This is a genomic window from Lysinibacillus sp. ACHW1.5 (genome assembly GCF_022014815.1).
Taxonomy (GTDB): Bacteria; Bacillota; Bacilli; order Bacillales_A; family Planococcaceae; genus Lysinibacillus; species Lysinibacillus capsici.
In genome coordinates, this window is record NZ_CP091777.1 from 837671 (window position 1) to 856079 (window position 18409).

Annotated in this window: 16 protein-coding genes; 10 read left to right on the top strand and 6 right to left on the bottom strand. The window is 36.4% G+C overall.

What is annotated here, in order from left to right; all coding sequences use genetic code 11:
- Positions 1–76 precede the first annotated feature (76 nt).
- The 6 genes from L6W14_RS03835 to L6W14_RS03860 all read left to right on the top strand — a co-directional run bounded on the left by L6W14_RS03835 (position 77) and on the right by L6W14_RS03860 (position 4719).
- Positions 77–532: a TlpA family protein disulfide reductase gene (locus L6W14_RS03835; RefSeq protein ID WP_004224678.1), complete on the top strand. Its 456-nt coding sequence runs from the start codon at positions 77–79 to the stop codon at positions 530–532.
- A gap of 138 nt (positions 533–670) precedes the next feature.
- Positions 671–1333: a potassium channel family protein gene (locus L6W14_RS03840; protein WP_004224679.1), complete on the top strand. Its 663-nt coding sequence runs from the start codon at positions 671–673 to the stop codon at positions 1331–1333.
- A 6-nt stretch (positions 1334–1339) separates the two neighbouring features.
- Positions 1340–1819, top strand: coding sequence for a hypothetical protein (locus L6W14_RS03845; RefSeq protein WP_237899476.1), 480 nt, complete (start codon positions 1340–1342; stop codon positions 1817–1819).
- 131 nt (positions 1820–1950) lie between these two features.
- Positions 1951–3054 (top strand): GNAT family N-acetyltransferase, encoded by a 1104-nt coding sequence (locus tag L6W14_RS03850; RefSeq protein WP_237899485.1) that lies wholly within the window; start codon positions 1951–1953, stop codon positions 3052–3054.
- A 172-nt stretch (positions 3055–3226) separates the two neighbouring features.
- Entirely contained in the window at positions 3227–3742 is a 516-nt protein-coding gene (locus L6W14_RS03855; protein ID WP_237899494.1) for a GNAT family N-acetyltransferase, read from the top strand.
- Positions 3739–4719 (top strand): S66 family peptidase, encoded by a 981-nt coding sequence (locus tag L6W14_RS03860; protein ID WP_131521676.1) that lies wholly within the window; start codon positions 3739–3741, stop codon positions 4717–4719. Before L6W14_RS03855 ends, L6W14_RS03860 begins: the two co-directional genes overlap by 4 nt.
- A gap of 37 nt (positions 4720–4756) precedes the next feature.
- Here the strand turns inward: L6W14_RS03860 and L6W14_RS03865 are convergent, their stop codons facing one another.
- The 3 genes from L6W14_RS03865 to L6W14_RS03875 form a co-directional block, all read right to left on the bottom strand.
- On the bottom strand, positions 4757–5299 hold the full coding sequence (locus tag L6W14_RS03865; protein WP_237899496.1) for a GNAT family N-acetyltransferase: 543 nt from the start codon (positions 5297–5299) through the stop codon (positions 4757–4759).
- Between the two features lie 96 nt (positions 5300–5395).
- Positions 5396–5599 (bottom strand): hypothetical protein, encoded by a 204-nt coding sequence (locus tag L6W14_RS03870; protein WP_004224696.1) that lies wholly within the window; start codon positions 5597–5599, stop codon positions 5396–5398.
- A gap of 176 nt (positions 5600–5775) precedes the next feature.
- Positions 5776–7038 (bottom strand): dicarboxylate/amino acid:cation symporter, encoded by a 1263-nt coding sequence (locus L6W14_RS03875; RefSeq protein ID WP_048391960.1) that lies wholly within the window; start codon positions 7036–7038, stop codon positions 5776–5778.
- Between the two features lie 395 nt (positions 7039–7433).
- Between L6W14_RS03875 and L6W14_RS03880 the strand changes: the two genes are divergently transcribed.
- Entirely contained in the window at positions 7434–9035 is a 1602-nt protein-coding gene (locus L6W14_RS03880; protein ID WP_054549826.1) for an ATP-binding protein, read from the top strand.
- Positions 9036–9743, top strand: coding sequence for a response regulator (locus L6W14_RS03885; RefSeq protein WP_048391959.1), 708 nt, complete (start codon positions 9036–9038; stop codon positions 9741–9743).
- Positions 9744–10110: 367 nt separating this feature from the next.
- On the opposite strand, the gene L6W14_RS03890 is transcribed toward L6W14_RS03885, so the two are convergent.
- Positions 10111–11358, bottom strand: coding sequence for an MFS transporter (locus L6W14_RS03890; RefSeq protein ID WP_054549827.1), 1248 nt, complete (start codon positions 11356–11358; stop codon positions 10111–10113).
- Between the two features lie 533 nt (positions 11359–11891).
- On the opposite strand from L6W14_RS03890, the gene L6W14_RS03895 reads away from it, so the two are divergent.
- On the top strand, positions 11892–13460 hold the full coding sequence (locus L6W14_RS03895) for a glycoside hydrolase family 10-like protein (RefSeq protein ID WP_237899506.1): 1569 nt from the start codon (positions 11892–11894) through the stop codon (positions 13458–13460).
- Between the two features lie 59 nt (positions 13461–13519).
- Here L6W14_RS03895 and L6W14_RS03900 read toward each other — a convergent pair whose 3' ends face one another.
- The gene (locus L6W14_RS03900; protein WP_237899508.1) at positions 13520–16609 is read right to left on the bottom strand and encodes an efflux RND transporter permease subunit; all 3090 of its coding nucleotides are present in this window, start codon (positions 16607–16609) and stop codon (positions 13520–13522) included.
- A 99-nt stretch (positions 16610–16708) separates the two neighbouring features.
- On the opposite strand from L6W14_RS03900, the gene L6W14_RS03905 reads away from it, so the two are divergent.
- The gene (locus tag L6W14_RS03905) at positions 16709–17542 is read left to right on the top strand and encodes a TetR/AcrR family transcriptional regulator (RefSeq protein ID WP_237899510.1); all 834 of its coding nucleotides are present in this window, start codon (positions 16709–16711) and stop codon (positions 17540–17542) included.
- A 46-nt stretch (positions 17543–17588) separates the two neighbouring features.
- Here L6W14_RS03905 and L6W14_RS03910 read toward each other — a convergent pair whose 3' ends face one another.
- Positions 17589–18377 carry a protein kinase domain-containing protein gene (locus L6W14_RS03910; RefSeq protein ID WP_131521668.1) on the bottom strand — a complete coding sequence of 263 codons (789 nt, stop codon included), beginning with the start codon at positions 18375–18377 and terminating at the stop codon, positions 17589–17591.
- Positions 18378–18409: the final 32 nt, after the last annotated feature.

The window sequence follows — 18409 nt, forward strand, 5'->3', positions numbered from 1 at the left end:
TTTTTGTTTTGGGAAAGAGTTTTTATACCGTTATCTAAATATTTGAAGACAAACGATCTTTTAGAGGAGGATTTTTATGAAACTTCGTGAACAAATGCCTGAATTAGTTGGCGCAACGACTTGGTTAAATGGTGAAGTAACGAAAGCAGAATTAGTAGGCAAAAAACCAACATTAATCCACTTCTGGTCAGTAAGCTGTCATTTATGTAAAGAAGCAATGCCAGATGTGAACAATTTCCGCGATCAATATAAAGATGAATTAAACGTTGTAGCAGTACATATGCCACGTTCTGAGGCAGATACTGATTTAGACACAATTAAAGCAGTAGCAGCAGAGCATGATATTGTGCAACCAATCTTTGTAGATAGTGAAATGAAGCTAACAGATGCTTTTGAAAACCAATATGTTCCAGCATATTTTGTGTTCGATAAAGATGGTCAGCTGCGTCATATGCAAGCTGGTGGTAGTGGTATGAAAATGCTAGAAAAGCGTGTAAACCGTGTGCTAGATGAGATGCGTAACGCAGAATAATAATATGTTGAAGACGGGGATTAAGGTCCTCGTCTTTTTTGTTGTCCACCATTGACGAATTGGCTCTTGTTTTGACAATACATATCGCAGAGAATAGGCTACAATGGTGGTATAGTAGTTTTCGGAGGGATTTTTATGATGAAAAAAGAGTTTGCAGTCATAGGGCTTGGACGTTTTGGAGGCAGTATTGTTCGTGAATTAATGAGTCAGGGCGCACAGGTAATGGCCATTGATCATTCTTCAGAGCGTGTAGATGAGTTTGCTTCCATTGCTACACAAGCTGTTATTGCAGATTCAACCGATGAATCGGTGTTGAATTCATTAGGTATTCGTAATTTTGAGCACGTGATTGTAGCAATTGGGGAAGATATTCAAGCAAGTATATTAACAACAATCATTTTAAAGGAAATTGGTGTTGAGCAAATTACAGTAAAAGCTCAAAACGATTACCATGAAAAGGTTTTACGTAAAATTGGCGCAGATTTTGTCGTCCATCCTGAGCGAGATATGGGTATTCGTATTGCTAATAATATGTTGTCGAATACTGTTCTAGATTATTTAGAGCTATCAGATGAACACTCCATTATGGAATTAAAGGCTAATGATGCGATTGCTGGCTATTCCATTATGGATTTAGATATTCGCGCTAAATATGGCATCAATATTGTAGGAATTAAGCGTGGGGCTGATATTATCGTATCTCCACAGGCGAGTGACAAGATTTTATTAGGAGATATTATGCTTGTTATAGGCGCTGATGTTGATATAAATCGCTTTGTTAAAAAGGCCTTGAACGGGTAAGAGCAAATGACGAAACGCAGATGGAGACTTATTATATTCGCTGGTATTTTATTAATTGGTGCTTTTATTATGCAAAATAGAGAAAAAAGTGAAGATGAAGCAATTTCTTTTGTTCTAGATCATGCCACAGAAATTGACGACATTGAATTATTCCAAGGAGATCAATCACTATTTCATACTACAGGCGATGAAGCACAAGACTTTATTGAGAAATATCCTTTAAGTCATGTAAGGAAGCTTTCCAAAAAGGAAAGAACTATTTTTGAAGAAAAGCCTGTATATCATATCGTTTATAAAATGAAGGATAAGCCTCTTTATGAGGTAGAAATATTAAAAGTGGCTATTAGTTCTGAACTTGATGAAGAGTTACAGCAAATGGTTTTTCGTGTGGATGATGCACAATATTTGGTTTATTGGGCAAAAGAGAAAAAGGTACTCGAACAATCGACCAACACGCAACGATTACTTGAACAATACGGGCAATAATGCAGGTAGTGATACAGCAATTCATGCTGGTCACTACTTTTTATTCTATTTTTAATAAAAATTGGAAAAAATATTTGATTTCATCGAGAGAGTTCGATTAAACTTTGACATAAAGAAGGGGGCTAGATGTAATGAAAATCATGTCAACTAATTGTGTAATCGAACAATTACAACCAGAGCATTTTACAGATATACAAAAACTCTACTCTAATAAACAAGTTCGAACTTATCTCGGTGGTGTTCCATCAAACAGCTATATAGAAGCATCTTTTAAAGGCATGCTAGAAGCGCCATTCCCTAATACATATTTATATATTACTTTAAAGGAGACAGGTGAATTTATAGGTCTTGTCTCGATCGATGAATACCATGATAAGGAGTTATATGAGCTTTCCTATCAATTTTTACCTCAGTTTTGGGGGAAGGGGTTAGCTTTTGAAGTGCTCACGCAGGTAATTCAGGATGGTTTGAATTATCTGAATATAGAATCTATTGTGGCAGAAACACAAACAGCGAACAAGGCATCATGTCGCTTGCTCGAAAAATTAGGAATGAAGAATGTACAGATGTTAGAAAGATTTGGGCAGGAACAAGCTGTCTATGAATTAAGTAAAAATAATGAATCGATAAGACAAATCATCGCCCTATCAGGTGGTGGGTTTTCTCAGCAGAACCCTTCATTTATCGATGAGTACATTTTACGACAAACGCAGAAAAATGAACGAGTTAAAATTTGTTTTATTCCCACAGCAAGTAATGATGCACAAGGGTATATCGAGAAGTTTTATGCAGCATTCCATCATTGTGATGCAACCCATATCTTGCAAAAAGATATGCATGATAGAAGCATTCGAGAAAAAGTACTAGCGCAGCATATTATCTATGTGGGTGGAGGGAATACAGGATATCTTCTTGAAAAGTGGCGAGAATATGGTTTTGATGAATTGTTAAAGGAAGCTTATCAAAAAGGAATTATATTAGCTGGCATCAGTGCTGGGGCAATGTGTTGGTTTGAAAAATGCTATAGTGAAAATACATATGATGGTTTTGAGGAATGGAATGGCTTAGGGTTATTATCAGGTACCTATTGTCCCCATTATAATAATCAAGAGAGAAGGTGGGCATTTGATCGCTGGATAGAAAATCATCCCACATTACAAGCATACACACTCATAGATACTGAGACACTCCATTTTAGAGATGAAAAACTAGTAGCTAAAATTCAAACCTACTAGAAGGGACGAAGAAAAGTATGAGAATTCCAGCAAAACTAACACTGGGTGATGAGATACGTGTAATTGCTCCAAGTAGTAGTGTACAAGTTTTAAAAGTAGAGTTGGTTGAACAAACAATACAAAAGAATTGAGCATTGAAGTGACTATATTTTAGAAGGAGAGCGTGTTCAACATGATCATACGAGAAGCAACCCGACATGACAGTGAACGAATTATAGCTGTTATGGCAAATGCAGAGGCATCAAATTTTATGTTATTTGGACCAGGTGAGCGCAATTTAGCACCTAAGCCATTTGGAGAGTATATAGACAAGTTATATCATAGTCACCACTCAGCTTTGTTCATAGCTGAAATGGATGAGCAGGTTGTGGCGTACTTAATTGTACAAGGCAATGAGCCGTCAAGAATTGCTCACCGTGCTTATCTTGTCATAGGCATACATAGTGACTATAGAGGAAGAAAAATTGGAACAGCTTTATTTCAACACGTAGAAAATTGGGCAATAGTGAATGGTGTACATCGTCTAGAATTAACCGTCATGGAAAATAATGAGGCTGGTGTTGCTTTGTATAAGAAAATGGGCTTTGATATCGAAGGAACGAAGCGGGCTTCGCTGTATGTAGATGGACAATATATTAATGAATACTACATGTCAAAACTATTGATTGGGAAAGGAACTACCGTATGACTTCAAAAATAAACATCGGCATTTATTCCCCGTCCTCCCCAGCAACGGTGACGGCTTTGGAACGATATGAACGTGCTAAAGCATTTCTCGAGAATAAAAATTTTCAAATAGTGACAGGTTCTTTAACTGGTAAAACTGATTATTATCGTTCAGGTTCGCCAAAAGAAAGAGCAGAAGAATTGAATGAGTTATTACGTAATCCAAATGTGGATATGATTATGTCTACGATAGGGGGCACCAATGCTAATAGCATGCTACCTTATATTGATTATGAGGCTTTTCGTCAACATCCCAAAATGGTCGTAGGTTATTCGGATGCAACGGCCGTTCTACTGGCACTTTATGCAAAGACGGGAATCTCAACTTTTTATGGTCCAGCCCTCGTACCTTCCTTTGGTGAGTTTGAACCATTAGTAAATGATACCTTCAAATTTTTTGAGCATTATTTCTTTAAGCCTCAAGCATTACCATACGAAATTCCAATGCCTTCTTATTGGTCGGATGAACCTGTTAATTGGCTAGAGAAGACAGTGGATAAAAAACTCAAGAAGAATGAATGGTTAGCGATTCAGGATGGGGTTGCTGAAGGAAGGTTAATTGGCGGGAATGCCAATGCCATGTATGGATTTATTGGTACGCCGTATTTCCCTAAAATTGTGGAAGGTGATATTTTATTAGTGGAGGACTGCTTAAAAAATGCTGCTGTTGTTGAAAAGAATTTTGCAATGCTAAAATTGCATGGTGTCTTTAACAAAGTTAGTGGGATTATTTTGGGGAAACATGAATGCTACGATGATTTAGGAACGGGTCGACAGCCATATCATATTCTACTTGAACAGTTGGATGGAATAAAGATTCCTATATTAGCAGAGGTGGATATTTGTCATACACATCCTATGCATCCAATTGCGATAGGCAAACGAGTAAGGATAGATGCCACAGCTAAGAAGATATACTGTTTGGAAAGATGGTTGTAATGATAAAGCCTTGCAAATCGTAGCAAGGCTTTATTTTCTAGAGGTTCCTATAATCATCATCAGTGATAGCGTACATTTTTACATGTTGGTATTGTCCCTTAACAAGCATACTTTTCCGTAATAACCCTTCAAACTGCATACCTGACTTCTCCATAACCTTTTGTGAGCCAATGTTTTCTTCAAAGCATCGTGCTTGGATACGTACTAAATCTAATTCATTAAAACCGAAGTCAATGAGTTTTTTTGTTGCTTCTGTTGTGAACCCCTTATTCCAAAAATCCTCAGAAAGCACATAGCCAATTTCCGCGTATTTATGGGTGTCATTAATCGTCACAAAATCAATCGTTCCAATAATTGTGCCTGCATATTCAATACCCCATAACATCAAATTACCTTGCTGATAGCCATTAAAAATTAATGCCATAAAAGCCTTTGTATCCTCTAAGCTCGTGTGTGCTTGCCATGTCACATAACGCGCCACATTTTCACTGGAAGAGTAGTCATACATTGCTTCTAAATCCCCATGTGTAATAGGTCTCAATAGTAACCTTTCCGTTTTCATAATTGGTATTTTACTCATGATTTACCCCCTTTAACAAATAGTATATAAAAAAGTCGACCCATAATTATGAATTAGGTCGACTTTTTATATTTATTCATTTTTGCAGCGTTGACATTATGGATAGCGCTTATCTGTTGCAGAGGAATCCTTCGTTTTGGTTTTATGTTGTTCATCTTTCACTTTTTCATTCAATTCTTCGACAGGTATTGGATCTACTGTTTTCATGTCCTCGTGTTTATCAAAAATGCTTTCTTTATCTGTATCCAATACATCAGGGTTATTCGTATTACGTGTTTTTGCCTGTTTTTTATCATTCATTCACTATCACCTCTTACTATTAACTTTCACTTTTTTACTAGAGTGTAAACATTTTATTTTGGGTGATAGTGTAAGCTAATTGTTTGTTGTCAGCATCAATCCATAAGGACATAGCTTTTACTCGAATGATAATGAGTATAGTGAAACAGAGATGGCTATCATTTCTACCATTTTTCTTAGGAAGATATAGTGGTCTTTCCCTGAAGTGCACGTTCTTCCATAGCTGTGTCAAACTCTTTTTCAGATTTTGACACGACAACACAAGCTACGCCATTACCAATTAAATTTGTAACAGCTCGAGCCTCAGACATAAAGCGATCTACACCGATTAACAGCGCTATTCCTTCCACTGGTATCATTGGGAAGGCAGCCAAAGTTGCTGCTAATGTAATAAATCCTGAGCCTGTTACACCTGCTGCACCTTTAGAAGTAATCATTAAAATTCCGAGCAGTGTAATGATTTGAATCCAAGTTAGTTCCATTCCATATGCTTGTGCGATAAACAATGCAGCCATGGACAGGTAGATGGAAGTCCCATCTAGATTGAAGGAGTACCCGGTAGGAACGACTAAACCTACAACCTGCTTCGAGCAACCATAGTTCTCAAGCTTTCGCATCATAGATGGCAGTGCTGATTCAGAAGAGGAAGTCCCAATTACTAAGAAAATCTCATCTTTGATATAAGCGATAAATTTAAAAATGTTGAATCCAAAGAACTTTGCAATGGCACCTAAAATAAAGACAACAAATAAAAACATTGTTATATATACGGCAGCCATTAATAAACCTAGATTACCTAAAGATTTTAAACCAAAATTTCCAATTGTATAGGCCATTGCACCAAAAGCTCCGATTGGTGATATTTTCATAACCATACTTACGATCTTGAAGAATATCTCTGCTACTTGCTCAAAGAATGTGATGACTGGTTTTGCGGGTGCACCGATTGAGGCAGCTGCTAAGCCAAATAAAACAGCAGAGAATAGGACTGGTAATAATTGACCAGTTGCCAATGCACCAACTACATTTTCTGGAATAATACTAGAAATGAAGGCACCCAAGCCTTGCTCAGATTCAGCTGCAGCAGTTGTATATTTTGAAATATCAGCATCAGATGCACCTGATGTATCCAAGCCTGTACCAGGACTTACGATTAAAGCAACAGCAATTCCGATTGCTAATGCAATTGTGGAAACTATTTCGAAGTAAAGCAATGCCTTACCTCCGATTTTCCCGACCTTTTTCATATCTCCCATACTGCCGATTCCAATAACAACTGTTAGGAAAATAATAGGAGCAATTAACATTTTAATTAATTTGATGAATAAATCTGCTAAGATTTTCAAGCTGGCACCGAACTCGGGGAAAATGGCTCCGACAATAATCCCAAGTATGATAGCCACTATAACCTGAACAGTCAAATTTTTCAGTAACTTCATTTTTTGCTACCTCTTTTCTAAATTTTCTCTTTGATATCGCTTTCACTAAAAGTATCATAGCGAATATTTCTTTAAAAAAGAGATTTAGAAAATAAGAAACATATCGTTCATTAAGTACATTTACTTACATTTACATATAAATATAGTAATATCAATAACTATCTCTGTTATGGTACGCTATAGTTAATTAATTATTGTTATAATACAAAAACATAGAGTGATAATTAAGTTCTTTTTAAATTATCAGTTTATAATATTGTTCATTAAATTCAATATTTTCTGCTACTTAGATAGACTAAATATGTTGTCAAAAGATTTTTTTGCAGATAATCTTAAAACTAAATATGTGTGCCACTGATTACGAGAATGCAAATTTGAAAGGAAGGAATTTTTTAATGATGAAAATGCCTGTGAACGGCAAAATACTGTTAGTGACATTTTTAATCATTGCACTCTCCTTTTTACTAGGTGGTATTTTTTTACTCGGTAACCTATTATCTGAACAGGAAAAAGATTTTGGACAGCGAGCAATGCTTGTGGCAAGAACTGTATCAAATGTACCAGAGCTTAGTGTACATCTGGAAAATGCCAATATAAAAGAATCAGCAAAAAATATTAATAAAATTGTAGATGGCATTAGAGTGATTCATAAGGCCGAGTATATTGTTGTAATGAATATGGAGCGTATTAAACTATCACACCCAGTAAGTAAGGAAATAGGAAAACGCAGTGAGTCCCAGGATTTAAACGCCGCATTTAGTGAACATTATTATGTATCAAAGGCACGTGGAGAATCGGGTGTTATGATACGGGCTTTCGTGCCAATTATTAATGATAAAAGGGAACAAGTGGGCATTGTAGTCGTTGGCTATTCATTACCAGATTTTCTGGAAATGTTACAAAGTTATGAGCGAGAAATTATGATAACTATTGTTATATCACTGATTTTCAGTATTTTCGGTGCCTATACACTAGGACGACATATAAAAAAACAAATGTTTGGGCTTGAACCCCATGAAATTGCAAAAATGTATGTGGAAAGAACAGAAACCTTTAATGCTATGCATGAGGGAATAATAGCGGTAGATAAGGAAATGAATATCACCATTTTTAATGAAAAAGCGGCCGATATTTTAGGTGTTACTAGGAAAATAGAGGACTGTATTGGACAAAAGATTTATGACGTTTTGCCTGATACCCGTCTGCCTGAAATTGTTGAAACAGCAACACCTGTTTATGATCAAGAGCTTTACATTAATCATCATAGTATCTTAAGTAATCGTGTACCTATTATTGTGAATGGAGAGCTAGTTGGTGCAGTTGCTATGTTTAAAGATTTAACAGCTGTGAAAAAGCTTGCGGAGGAAGTAACAGGTGTAAAGGCCTTTGTTCAAGCATTACGTGTACAAACCCATGAGCATAAAAATAAGATTCATACGATTGCGGGACTACTGCAATTGGGACATACAAAGCAAGCACTTGAATATGTTACTGTTACTACTGAAAATGAAGCCTCATTGACGAAGTTTTTAAATGAACGCTTTCATAATGAAAATATTTCAGGTTTGTTATTAAGTAAAGTAAGTTATGGAAAAGAACTGGGTATCGAGGTTGAAATTGATCGGAAAAGTCATTTTAAACGCTTTCCACCTCTATTAGATCATCATGATTTTGTTGTGTTGTTTGGCAATTTAATTGAAAATGCTTTTGAGGCTTTAAATGTACTTTCTAAGGAAGATAAATATGTAGCCATCTCTGTAGACGAGCATGATGGCGTCTTAGCGATTGCAGTTACCGATAACGGGATTGGCATGACCAAAGAGGTGCAGGAGCGTATGTTTGAAAATGGATTTTCGTCAAAGGCTAGTGAAAATCGAGGCATTGGCTTGCATTTAGTCTATGAAATTGTAAGAAAAGGCAATGGAGATATTGAAGTAACAAGTGAATTTATGAAAGGAACCAGTTTCTTAATTTTATTTGAGTTAGGAGAAGTATAGATGGATGTAATAAATGTCTTATTGATTGAAGATGATCCAATGGTACGAGAAGTGAACAGACAATTTATTGAACAAATCAAAGGTTTTTCATTAGTTGGCTATGCTAGCAATGGAATTGAGGGAATTCAAAAAATTAAACAATTAACCCCAGAGCTTGTCTTTATGGACATTTTTATGCCAGAGCAGGATGGCATTATTACGTTAGGGAAAATACGAGAAGAGCATCTTCATGTTGATGTTATTGCTGTAACAGCTGCGAATGATATGCCCACTGTGCAGCGAATATTACACTTAGGTGTCTATGATTATATTATGAAGCCCTTTACGTTTGAGCGGATTGAGCAGACTTTAAAAAATTATCAAAGCTATAGAAGGAAAATAAGCGGCATGCAAGATTTAACTCAGCATGATGTCGATCATTTAATGCAACAACGTCTTCCTGAACAAATTGTAGTAGAAACAACAGGAATGGATGCCATTCTTATAGAAGAACTCCCCAAAGGGTTTAATCGAGCTACCTTAGATAAGGTACTTGCATATATAAAAAAAAGTGGCGAGGCAGTATCAGCGGAGGAGGTATCAGCTTATATAGGTACAGCACGTGTTACAGCTAGACGCTATCTAGACTTTTTAGAAAAGCAGAAACTATTAAAAGTAGATATACAATATGGAAACGTAGGACGTCCTATTCATCGTTATTATATTTAGTTCAATTAGATTAAAGTGCGTATTTTAAATAAGTTATGGTGAAAAATGTACAGATAAATTCTAAGCGTCCTATTTCCTAATACATATCTTTAAATTCCTTTAAGGGCAACATCTAAAATTTTTGGATACCGAAGTTGTTGCGTATTGGAAGAGATCTTCATGACCATTTAAATTTTAAAGCAAATAATTATAATTCAGATATTGTGGGAAGCAAGATGCTAAAGCACAAAAAATTCCCAAGACATAAATAAAGACGAAAAAAGCCCTGCATAAAGCAAGGCTTTTTTAGCGTCAACGTTGTTTGAGATTGTGGATAGGCTAAATTTAAATGTTATTTTTTATTAACAATTTTCTTGAAATAAAATCTTCACTTTTTTTCTAGCGAGTCAACATGCTCAGCAGTAGGTTTACCAGCTTTTAATAAGACTTTACTGCCCAGAAGGAAAAATCCTTGGATGAAGAGTAATAATCCTGTACCGATGAGTAGCCACTCAATAGCAATAATATCAGCTATTGGCCCGAAAATTAGCATTCCTAAAGGCATCATAGAGGTAGATATCATACTAAGAATGCCAAATACTCTTCCCATATAGTCACTTTCCACTTTTTCTTGTAATAACACCGTTGCAGGTGTATTAAAGATTGGCATGGCTATGCCAGTAATGGCCATGATTCCGAGGTACAACCAAAAAATAGGAATGACGCCGAGAGCTATTGTACAAAGACCAAATAACAAAGCGGATAATGTCATTGTATGCACTTTATTTTTAAAGCCACCCCATGTTGCGATTGCGATACCACCGATTAACATCCCAATGGCAAAGGCCATTTCGATGGCAGTCAAACGCCATACATCATTGCCAAAAGTTCGTGTAACTTGTAAAGGCGTTAAAAAGGCAGCAGGTGCAGCAAGCAGCATGAAAAAGGCAAAGAACAAGAATAATTGTTTCAAGAAAGCATGCTCTTTAATATAGATGAAGCCTTGTTTCATATCACTAAAATAGCCTGTTGTTTGTGGCTGATTAGCTTTTGCATGTGCAGGGATATGCAGAAATAATAAGAAGATAGCGATGGCAATAGCCGCTGTTGTCACATCAATAAAGAAAATGGATTCAATAGAAGCCATCGTTAATAATGCACCACTTGCCATAGGTGCAAGAATCATGATGAAGGCTTGAATACTACTATTTGCACCATTAACCTTCATTAAATGCTCTTCAGGCACAAATTGTGGCAAAATTGCGCCCACTGCTGGTGTTTGAATACCTGCACCAACTGCGCGTACGGCTGATATAACAAATAGTAGCCAGAGCTCATCATAGCCGATTAAAAATAAAATAGCTAGAATTAGCGTAGATAAGGCAATCATTCCATCTGCTAAAATAATAAGCCATTTACGGTTATAGCGATCTGCCCAGACACCAGCAATAGGTGCTAAGAAGAAGGTTGGTAAAAAGCCACAAATGATCGCGATGGTCATCATGCTGCCTGATTGTGTTGTAAGTGTGATATACCATGTAATGGCATATTGCACAAGAGCAGAGCCAAAAAGTGAAATCGTTTGACTACTTAAAAAAAGTATTGTGTTACGTTTCCAATGTTCCAATTTCGTCATCCCTTTCTAACAGTAGTGCCTGTGTGGAAAGTAAAAGACAACACAAAAAAAGAGGGGAGTAGAAGCCCCCTCTTTTCAAGTATTCCTAAAACAGACTAGACCTAATTCCATTTCCCTTGCACAGCAGGCAAAGCGTACACATATTTAATTAGTAAGATGAAATCGTAGTCTAATTGATGCTGTCATTGGGAATACCCTCCGTTCTATATAAGTTGTGTTGATTGTAGCATAAAGTTCATCTTTGCGTAAAGAAGGAATGAAGCAAAAACTAGGTTGAATTTTAAAAATATGGAAATTGTGAAATTCATCTAATAAAATGACATATTTATCGATTTCTTTAAAGGAAAAGTACGATTCATCGCCTTTTCAGTAGTTTTTAATGGTTAGTATACATATTTTGAATCTATCGGGAACGTTTGTTAGAGTTGAAACTAATTATCTGCTTCATTGATTCCGATAAAGTTGCTTTGGAGACGTGCATATAGCGAGTACTTGTCATATACTAAAATAGAAAAATAGCAAATGGAGGAAATATGAGAAAGAAAAATAGTAAATGGAGAATATTAACTTTAGTCGCGATGATTTTTGTGTTATGTCTATCGACAATCCCTACAAAGACTGCTTTGGCAAGCACGACACAGCCAAAAAGGGAAATGAGGGCTGTCTGGATTTCAACCGTTCTTAATCTTGATATGAAAGCAGGTATGACGAAGGAGCAGTACACGACTTGGACACGCCAAACATTGGATCAACTAAAAGCCAATAAATTCAATACTGTTATTTATCAAGTAAGACCAACAAATGATGCAATGTATGCCTCTGATCTAGCGCCATGGTCATCTTACATAACAGGCAAAAAGCAAGGCACAAATCCAGGCTACGATCCTCTTGCGATCATGATAGAGGAAAGTCATAAACGGGGTATGGAGCTGCATGCTTGGATGAATCCTTATCGTGTAACAATGTCTGGACAAAAACTGACAGACCTTGCTGCTGATAATGTGGCTAGAACACATCCAAACTGGGTTATCAAATATGGTAAGCAATATTATTTAAATCCTAGTTTACCAGAAGTTCAAGACTATTTAGTTGAAGTAGTAAGAGAGCTAGTAGGTAATTATGATATTGACGCAGTGCATATGGATGATTATTTTTATCCATATAAAATTGCTAATGAAGTTTTTCCAGATCAAGCAGCTTTTAAAAACTATGGTGCTTCCTTTAAAAAGGTGGAGGATTGGCGACGAGATAATGTCAACCGTCTTGTAGAAAATCTTTACACGGCCATTAAAGACACAAAACCATATGTTCAATTTGGTATTTCACCATTTGGTGTATGGCGCAATAAATCGCTAGATAAAACAGGAAGCGATACAAGGGCTGGTGTTAATAATTACGATGATTTATATGCAGACGTAAGAACATGGATTCAAAATGGCACAATTGATTACATTACACCACAGATTTATTGGTCAAGAACATTATCTGTTGCGAAATATGGAACGCTGCTAGATTGGTGGAGCCATGAAGTGCAAACCTACGCAACAACACACCCTGTGCATCTATACATTGGGCTTGCTGATTACAAAGTTGGCAATGATAGTGATGCAGCATGGAAAAATAAAATGGAGTTACCAAGTCAAATACTAGCGAATCGTTCGGAAAAGGTAGCTGCTGAGGGGCAAATGCATTTCTCCTTAAGAAGCTTTCAAAACAATAAACTAGGCTATGCAACGATTGTTAGTCAACAATTGTATAATTACACAGCACTGACACCCGAAACAACTTGGGATGATGACACAGTGCCGAACGTACCGACTTTTGTGCAAGTGACGAAGGAAGCGGCAGGTCGCAAGATAGAGATTATAGACGAAAATGAACCACAGCCACGCAAGTATGTCATTTATCGTTTTACAGGAAACAAAGAAGGTTCTTATGATGACCCTCGAAATATCGTGGATGTTGTTTATAATATGGATGGCCTCACTAAATTTGTGGACAAGTCAGCTCTTACTAAACATAGCTATACATACGGCATTAAGGCTGTATCAAATACAGGTGTGGAAAGCAAGGAAGTTTTTGTAGTAATAGAAAATCAATAAAAAGATTAGGATAAAAACAACCACTCACGCAAAGATTGCATGAGTGGTTGTTTTTTTTATTAATTTTCTTCAATATCTTTACGGTTTTTCTTTAACATTTTAGATAGCATTTCATAAACAATTGGTACAACAACAAGTGTTAATAGGGTAGAAGATAATAAACCGCCAATTACAGTAATAGCTAAGTCTTTGGAAATTAATCCACTACCGCCAGTACCAAGTGCCATTGGAATCATAGCACCAATTGTAGCGATGGCTGTCATCAGGATAGGACGTAAACGTGTTGCTCCTGCTTCAAGGATCGCCTCACGCATGGAAAGACCATCATGTTCCATATGAATGATACGGTCAACTAATACGATGGCATTTGTGACGACGATACCAATCAACATCAATAGACCCATCATGACAGATACAGAAATAGTTTGCCCTGTAACGAATAATCCAATGAATGCACCAATTACTGTGAATGGTAGTGAGAAAAGAATAGCGAATGGAGCTAAACCTTCTCCGAATGTTACCACTAGAATGAAGTAAACAATGGCAATGGCTGCTAACATCGCAATACCAAGCTTAGTGAATGTTTCTTGCATATCAGCAGCAACACCAGCAACACCAAGTGTTACACCTTTTTGTAAATCTAATTTATCAATTTTTTTATCAGCAGCAGTAGTGGCTTTTGAAATATCGTCACCGATAATCGTTCCAGATACTGTTGCGAAATATTCACCTTTTGAACGAGATAATGAGTTAAGTGTTGTACCTTCCTCAACATCTATTAGTTCTCCGATAGTCATTGTTGTACCCAATGCTGTTTTAATTTCAGTGGCTAAGACATCATCAAGTGAAGTCGCAGCTGCTTTAGCATCTCGTTGAACGATGACATCGATATCTTTACCATCGTTTTTCACGGTAGTTAATACTTCTTGTGATGTATTTGAATTTAATGCCATCACGATTTGAGCTGTCGTTAGCCCGTATTGAAGGACATTTTTTTGTTCAACTTTTAGCACATGCTCTACATATGGATCTTCATTATCAGATTTAATATCTTCTAAGCCATCCACTTCTTTTAGAGCGCCTTCTACTTGTTTCACAGCATCTCGAAGTTTATCTAAATCATCACTATACAGTGTATAGCTGACTTCGTTTGATGACATCGACATAGAAGAGAAGTTTTGAGACTTCCATTCTCCTGATTGCCCGATGTTAAATACATAGTCTTCAACCTCTTCACGAGCTTTAGGGAAGTCTTCCATATCCGGATCAAAGATAAGGTACATTAAGGCACCGCCAGCACCTCCACCCATCATCATTGCTGATGGATCGACATTGTTCGCATCTGTAATGGAAACTTGTAAAATATCAACATCTTTACGTTTCATTAATTCTTTTTCTACTTTTTCAACATTAGCTGCCGTTTCGTCAGCCAGTTCTCCCGTTGCAGGCGTATACGTTAAGTACATAACTTTTTCTTCTTGTGAGCCCATAAAACTAAAACCAATAAGTGGTGTTAATGCAAGAGAGCCAACAAGTAAAAGAATCGCAAGGACAGATGTAATAATTTTGTGATTTAATACTTTTTCTAAGACACCTTTGTACCAGATAGCAAGTTTACCAACTTCTTTATGTTGGCTTTCAGTCTTCTCACCGTATAACTTTTTACGGAATAAGAAGTGAGATAAAGCAGGTACGATTGTGATCGCAACTAATAATGATGCACCTAATGCAAATGTCATTGTAAGGGCAAATGGCATGAATAATTCGCCTACCATACCACCTACGAAAATAAGAGGAGCGAATACAGCGACCGTTACCAATGTTGAAGAAAGAATTGGTTTGAACATTTCAATTGTTGCTTCACGAATTAGGGCACGACCTGTAAGTTTTTCTTGTTTTAAGTGAATTCGTCGGTAAATATTTTCTACAACTACGATTGAGTCATCGATAACACGACCGATTGCGACGGTAATCGCGCCGAGGGTCATGATGTTTAATGTGATATCCATCCAGTTTAATAGGAGTAATGCCATGAAGATAGAAACTGGGATAGAAATAATTGAAATAATCGTTGATTTGAAATCACGTAAGAATAGTAAAATGATTAATACGGCAATTGCGCCACCAAAGACTGCTTTTTCGATCATTGTAAATACAGAATCTTCTATTGGGGCACCTTGGTCAAGAGAGATCTCTACGTTTAAGCCGTCTAATCGTTTTTCCTCATCCTTCATAAGGTCTTTTACTGCATTAACAACTGTTACGGTATTCGCATCTTGGCCTTTAACGATTTGAATAGCAATGGCATCTTGACCATTTGTACGTGAAACAGATTGCACTTTACCTTCTACTTCAATTTTTGCAATATCACCTAGACGAACGAAAGGTGAAGGATTCGTAGCTGAAGGTGTAACTGGAATTAATAAGTCTTTCAGTTCATCCACTGATTTTACCTTACCGTCTACTGAAACGGCTTGTTCCCCGACAGTAAATTGATATAAACCAAGTGACAGTGACATATCACTTGCTTGAATCATTTGTTTAACAGTATCCTCTGTTAAACCAAGTGCTGCCATTTTTTCTTCATCATATTTAAACGATACTTGTTCAATATGCTGACCTGTGATGGTAGCGGATGCAACACCATCAATCTTTTCGATTTTAGGCAGTAAAACATCTTCAACTGTTGAAGTTAAATCAACAATATCTTCCTTAGAGCTACTTACAGATAAAGCGACTACAGGCATCATGTTCATGCTGATTGCCATAATAGTAGGCTCTTGAGCACCTTCAGGTAGTTTAAGATTATCTAAAGCTGCTTCTAATTGTCGTTTTTTCTCATCCATATCAATTCCATAGTCGTATTCCACTTGAACTTGTGCTACGTTGGAAGAGGAAGTTGAGTAAACAGCCTTCACATCTTCTAAACTTTCTATGGATTTTTCGAACGGAATGGAAAGATCATTCATGACTTGTTCAGGCGTTGCGCCAGGATATACGCCCATGACAATTAAATACGGGATCGAAATATCGGGTATCGATTCCATTTTCATCCGTGTACCCGAATAAATACCAGAGACAGTGATGATAATTGTTAATAACCACACTGCCAATTTGTTCTTTAATACGAAATTAACTAAACCTTTCACCTTCACACCTACCCTTTATTGACTATCTAAATTCAATTATTTATACTAATGACTAATCGGTCATTTGTCAACGAAATGCATTAGGAGAGAGTTAAAAATATGTTAAAAAAGCAATTAATTATGGAGAAAGCGTTAGAACTGTTTTCTGAACAGGGTTTTGAAGCTACGTCAGTACAACAAATTACAGAACGCTGCGGGATTTCTAAAGGTGCATTTTATTTATCCTTCAAAACCAAAGATGAGCTTGTAATATCAATGGTTGATTACTATTTACAGCAGTTTATTGCAGATGTTGACCAAGTAGTCAGAGGAACGTATAACAAAGAAACTGTTTTGGTTGAATTTTATAAAAGCATTTTTCAAGCATTCAAAGACCATTCCGCATCCGCACGTGTATTCTTTAATGAAAAGGTCTTTTTAACAAAAAAAGAGCTATTTCATAAAATAACAGCGTATGAAGCAGAAATGTCGAAATCAATTCTCTATATGCTTGAGCAGCTTTATCAGGATCAATTACAAGAAACGAAATATGATGTAATGTACTGCATAAAAGGATTTATGAAGAGCTATGCTGAGCTTTTTATTTTTTCAGATATGCCACTTGATTTAGAGCAATTAGCTAAATCTTTAGCAGAAAAGACAGATATTATTGCCCATCATACAACCATTCCATTTATTACAGCAGATCTTGTGCCGTTTATTGCAAAGCCGTGTGAGCAAGACGTGTCAAAAGATGCTTTACTACAATTATTGGAGCAAAATATAAATCATACTGAGGATTCTATAGAAAAAGAATCCATTGAGTTGTTAAAGCAAGAAATAGAAAATCCTACTTATGGTAAAGCAATCATTAAGGGGCTAATTGAAAATCTACGTGTAGACCCAGCGTATCATTGGATTGCATATGTAACTGCAAAATACTTTAATATTTGAACTCTAGGATAGAATTGTTCACGATTGGCGGTGAACAATTCTATTTTTAATGGTTTTTATCTATGAATGGGGGCATAGATTGCAAGGCCTCTAAAGCACTTGCGAAGGGTTCTTGAATCCATAATAAGCGCTCTAGAAAATCTTGGACTTCGATTGGTAATTTTAATTCCTGCTGCCAAGCTTTCTCTTTTTTCTTGCTTGGCTTGTAGTCTGAGTATAGTAAAAATAATAAAAAATGGCCGACAAAATAAAGATCGCTTATATGATTTTCAGCACGTTTTGGATTTTCAATCGTAGAGATATCGATTTGCTTTTGATAAGTGGTAGCTAGACCAAAGTCAATAATATGCAATTGTTGACCCACTAACAATATATTTGGAATACGTAAATCTCGATGTACAATACCATAATTGTGTAACTGTACAATTTGTTCTAATAGTTGCTTTGTAATAGCAAGGGATTGAGCGATTGTAAATTTGGCACCGTTCTGAAAAATAAGCTGCTCAAAAGTTTGCCCATTAACATAGTCCATGATAAAAAATGGGCTGTCTGAAATTGTTCCTGCTGAATGGATGGTAGGAACATAGGACAATGAAAGTTGCTGGAGTATGTGAATTTCTTGTTGAAATTTATGAATGGTTTTCTGGTGGTGACGATGTTTGGGGCGCAAGCATTTTAAAACAAATAGACTTGCTGATGAGCAATCTTCAATTAAATACGTACGACCATATGAGCCATAGCCAAGAAATTTTTTAAAAGAAAAATCGGGATGCTCTGCTATGTAAAGTTCCACAGCCTGGTCAAAACTTTTTTCGGAAAGTCGTTTCCACCACATTAGCTACTAAAGAAACTCATAGAGCTGAAAAA

What these genes read in the sequence shown, in the direction of transcription:
- L6W14_RS03835 (WP_004224678.1), top strand. Translation starts at nt 77, where the DNA reads ATGAAACTTCGTGAACAAATGCCTGAATTAGTTGGCGCAACGACTTGG.
- L6W14_RS03840 (WP_004224679.1), top strand. Translation starts at nt 671, where the DNA reads ATGAAAAAAGAGTTTGCAGTCATAGGGCTTGGACGTTTTGGAGGCAGT.
- L6W14_RS03845 (WP_237899476.1), top strand. Translation starts at nt 1,340, where the DNA reads ATGACGAAACGCAGATGGAGACTTATTATATTCGCTGGTATTTTATTA.
- L6W14_RS03850 (WP_237899485.1), top strand. Translation starts at nt 1,951, where the DNA reads ATGAAAATCATGTCAACTAATTGTGTAATCGAACAATTACAACCAGAG.
- L6W14_RS03855 (WP_237899494.1), top strand. Translation starts at nt 3,227, where the DNA reads ATGATCATACGAGAAGCAACCCGACATGACAGTGAACGAATTATAGCT.
- L6W14_RS03860 (WP_131521676.1), top strand. Translation starts at nt 3,739, where the DNA reads ATGACTTCAAAAATAAACATCGGCATTTATTCCCCGTCCTCCCCAGCA.
- L6W14_RS03865 (WP_237899496.1), bottom strand. Translation starts at nt 5,299, where the DNA reads ATGAGTAAAATACCAATTATGAAAACGGAAAGGTTACTATTGAGACCT.
- L6W14_RS03870 (WP_004224696.1), bottom strand. Translation starts at nt 5,599, where the DNA reads ATGAATGATAAAAAACAGGCAAAAACACGTAATACGAATAACCCTGAT.
- L6W14_RS03875 (WP_048391960.1), bottom strand. Translation starts at nt 7,038, where the DNA reads ATGAAGTTACTGAAAAATTTGACTGTTCAGGTTATAGTGGCTATCATA.
- L6W14_RS03880 (WP_054549826.1), top strand. Translation starts at nt 7,434, where the DNA reads ATGATGAAAATGCCTGTGAACGGCAAAATACTGTTAGTGACATTTTTA.
- L6W14_RS03885 (WP_048391959.1), top strand. Translation starts at nt 9,036, where the DNA reads ATGGATGTAATAAATGTCTTATTGATTGAAGATGATCCAATGGTACGA.
- L6W14_RS03890 (WP_054549827.1), bottom strand. Translation starts at nt 11,358, where the DNA reads ATGACGAAATTGGAACATTGGAAACGTAACACAATACTTTTTTTAAGT.
- L6W14_RS03895 (WP_237899506.1), top strand. Translation starts at nt 11,892, where the DNA reads ATGAGAAAGAAAAATAGTAAATGGAGAATATTAACTTTAGTCGCGATG.
- L6W14_RS03905 (WP_237899510.1), top strand. Translation starts at nt 16,709, where the DNA reads ATGTTAAAAAAGCAATTAATTATGGAGAAAGCGTTAGAACTGTTTTCT.
- L6W14_RS03910 (WP_131521668.1), bottom strand. Translation starts at nt 18,377, where the DNA reads ATGTGGTGGAAACGACTTTCCGAAAAAAGTTTTGACCAGGCTGTGGAA.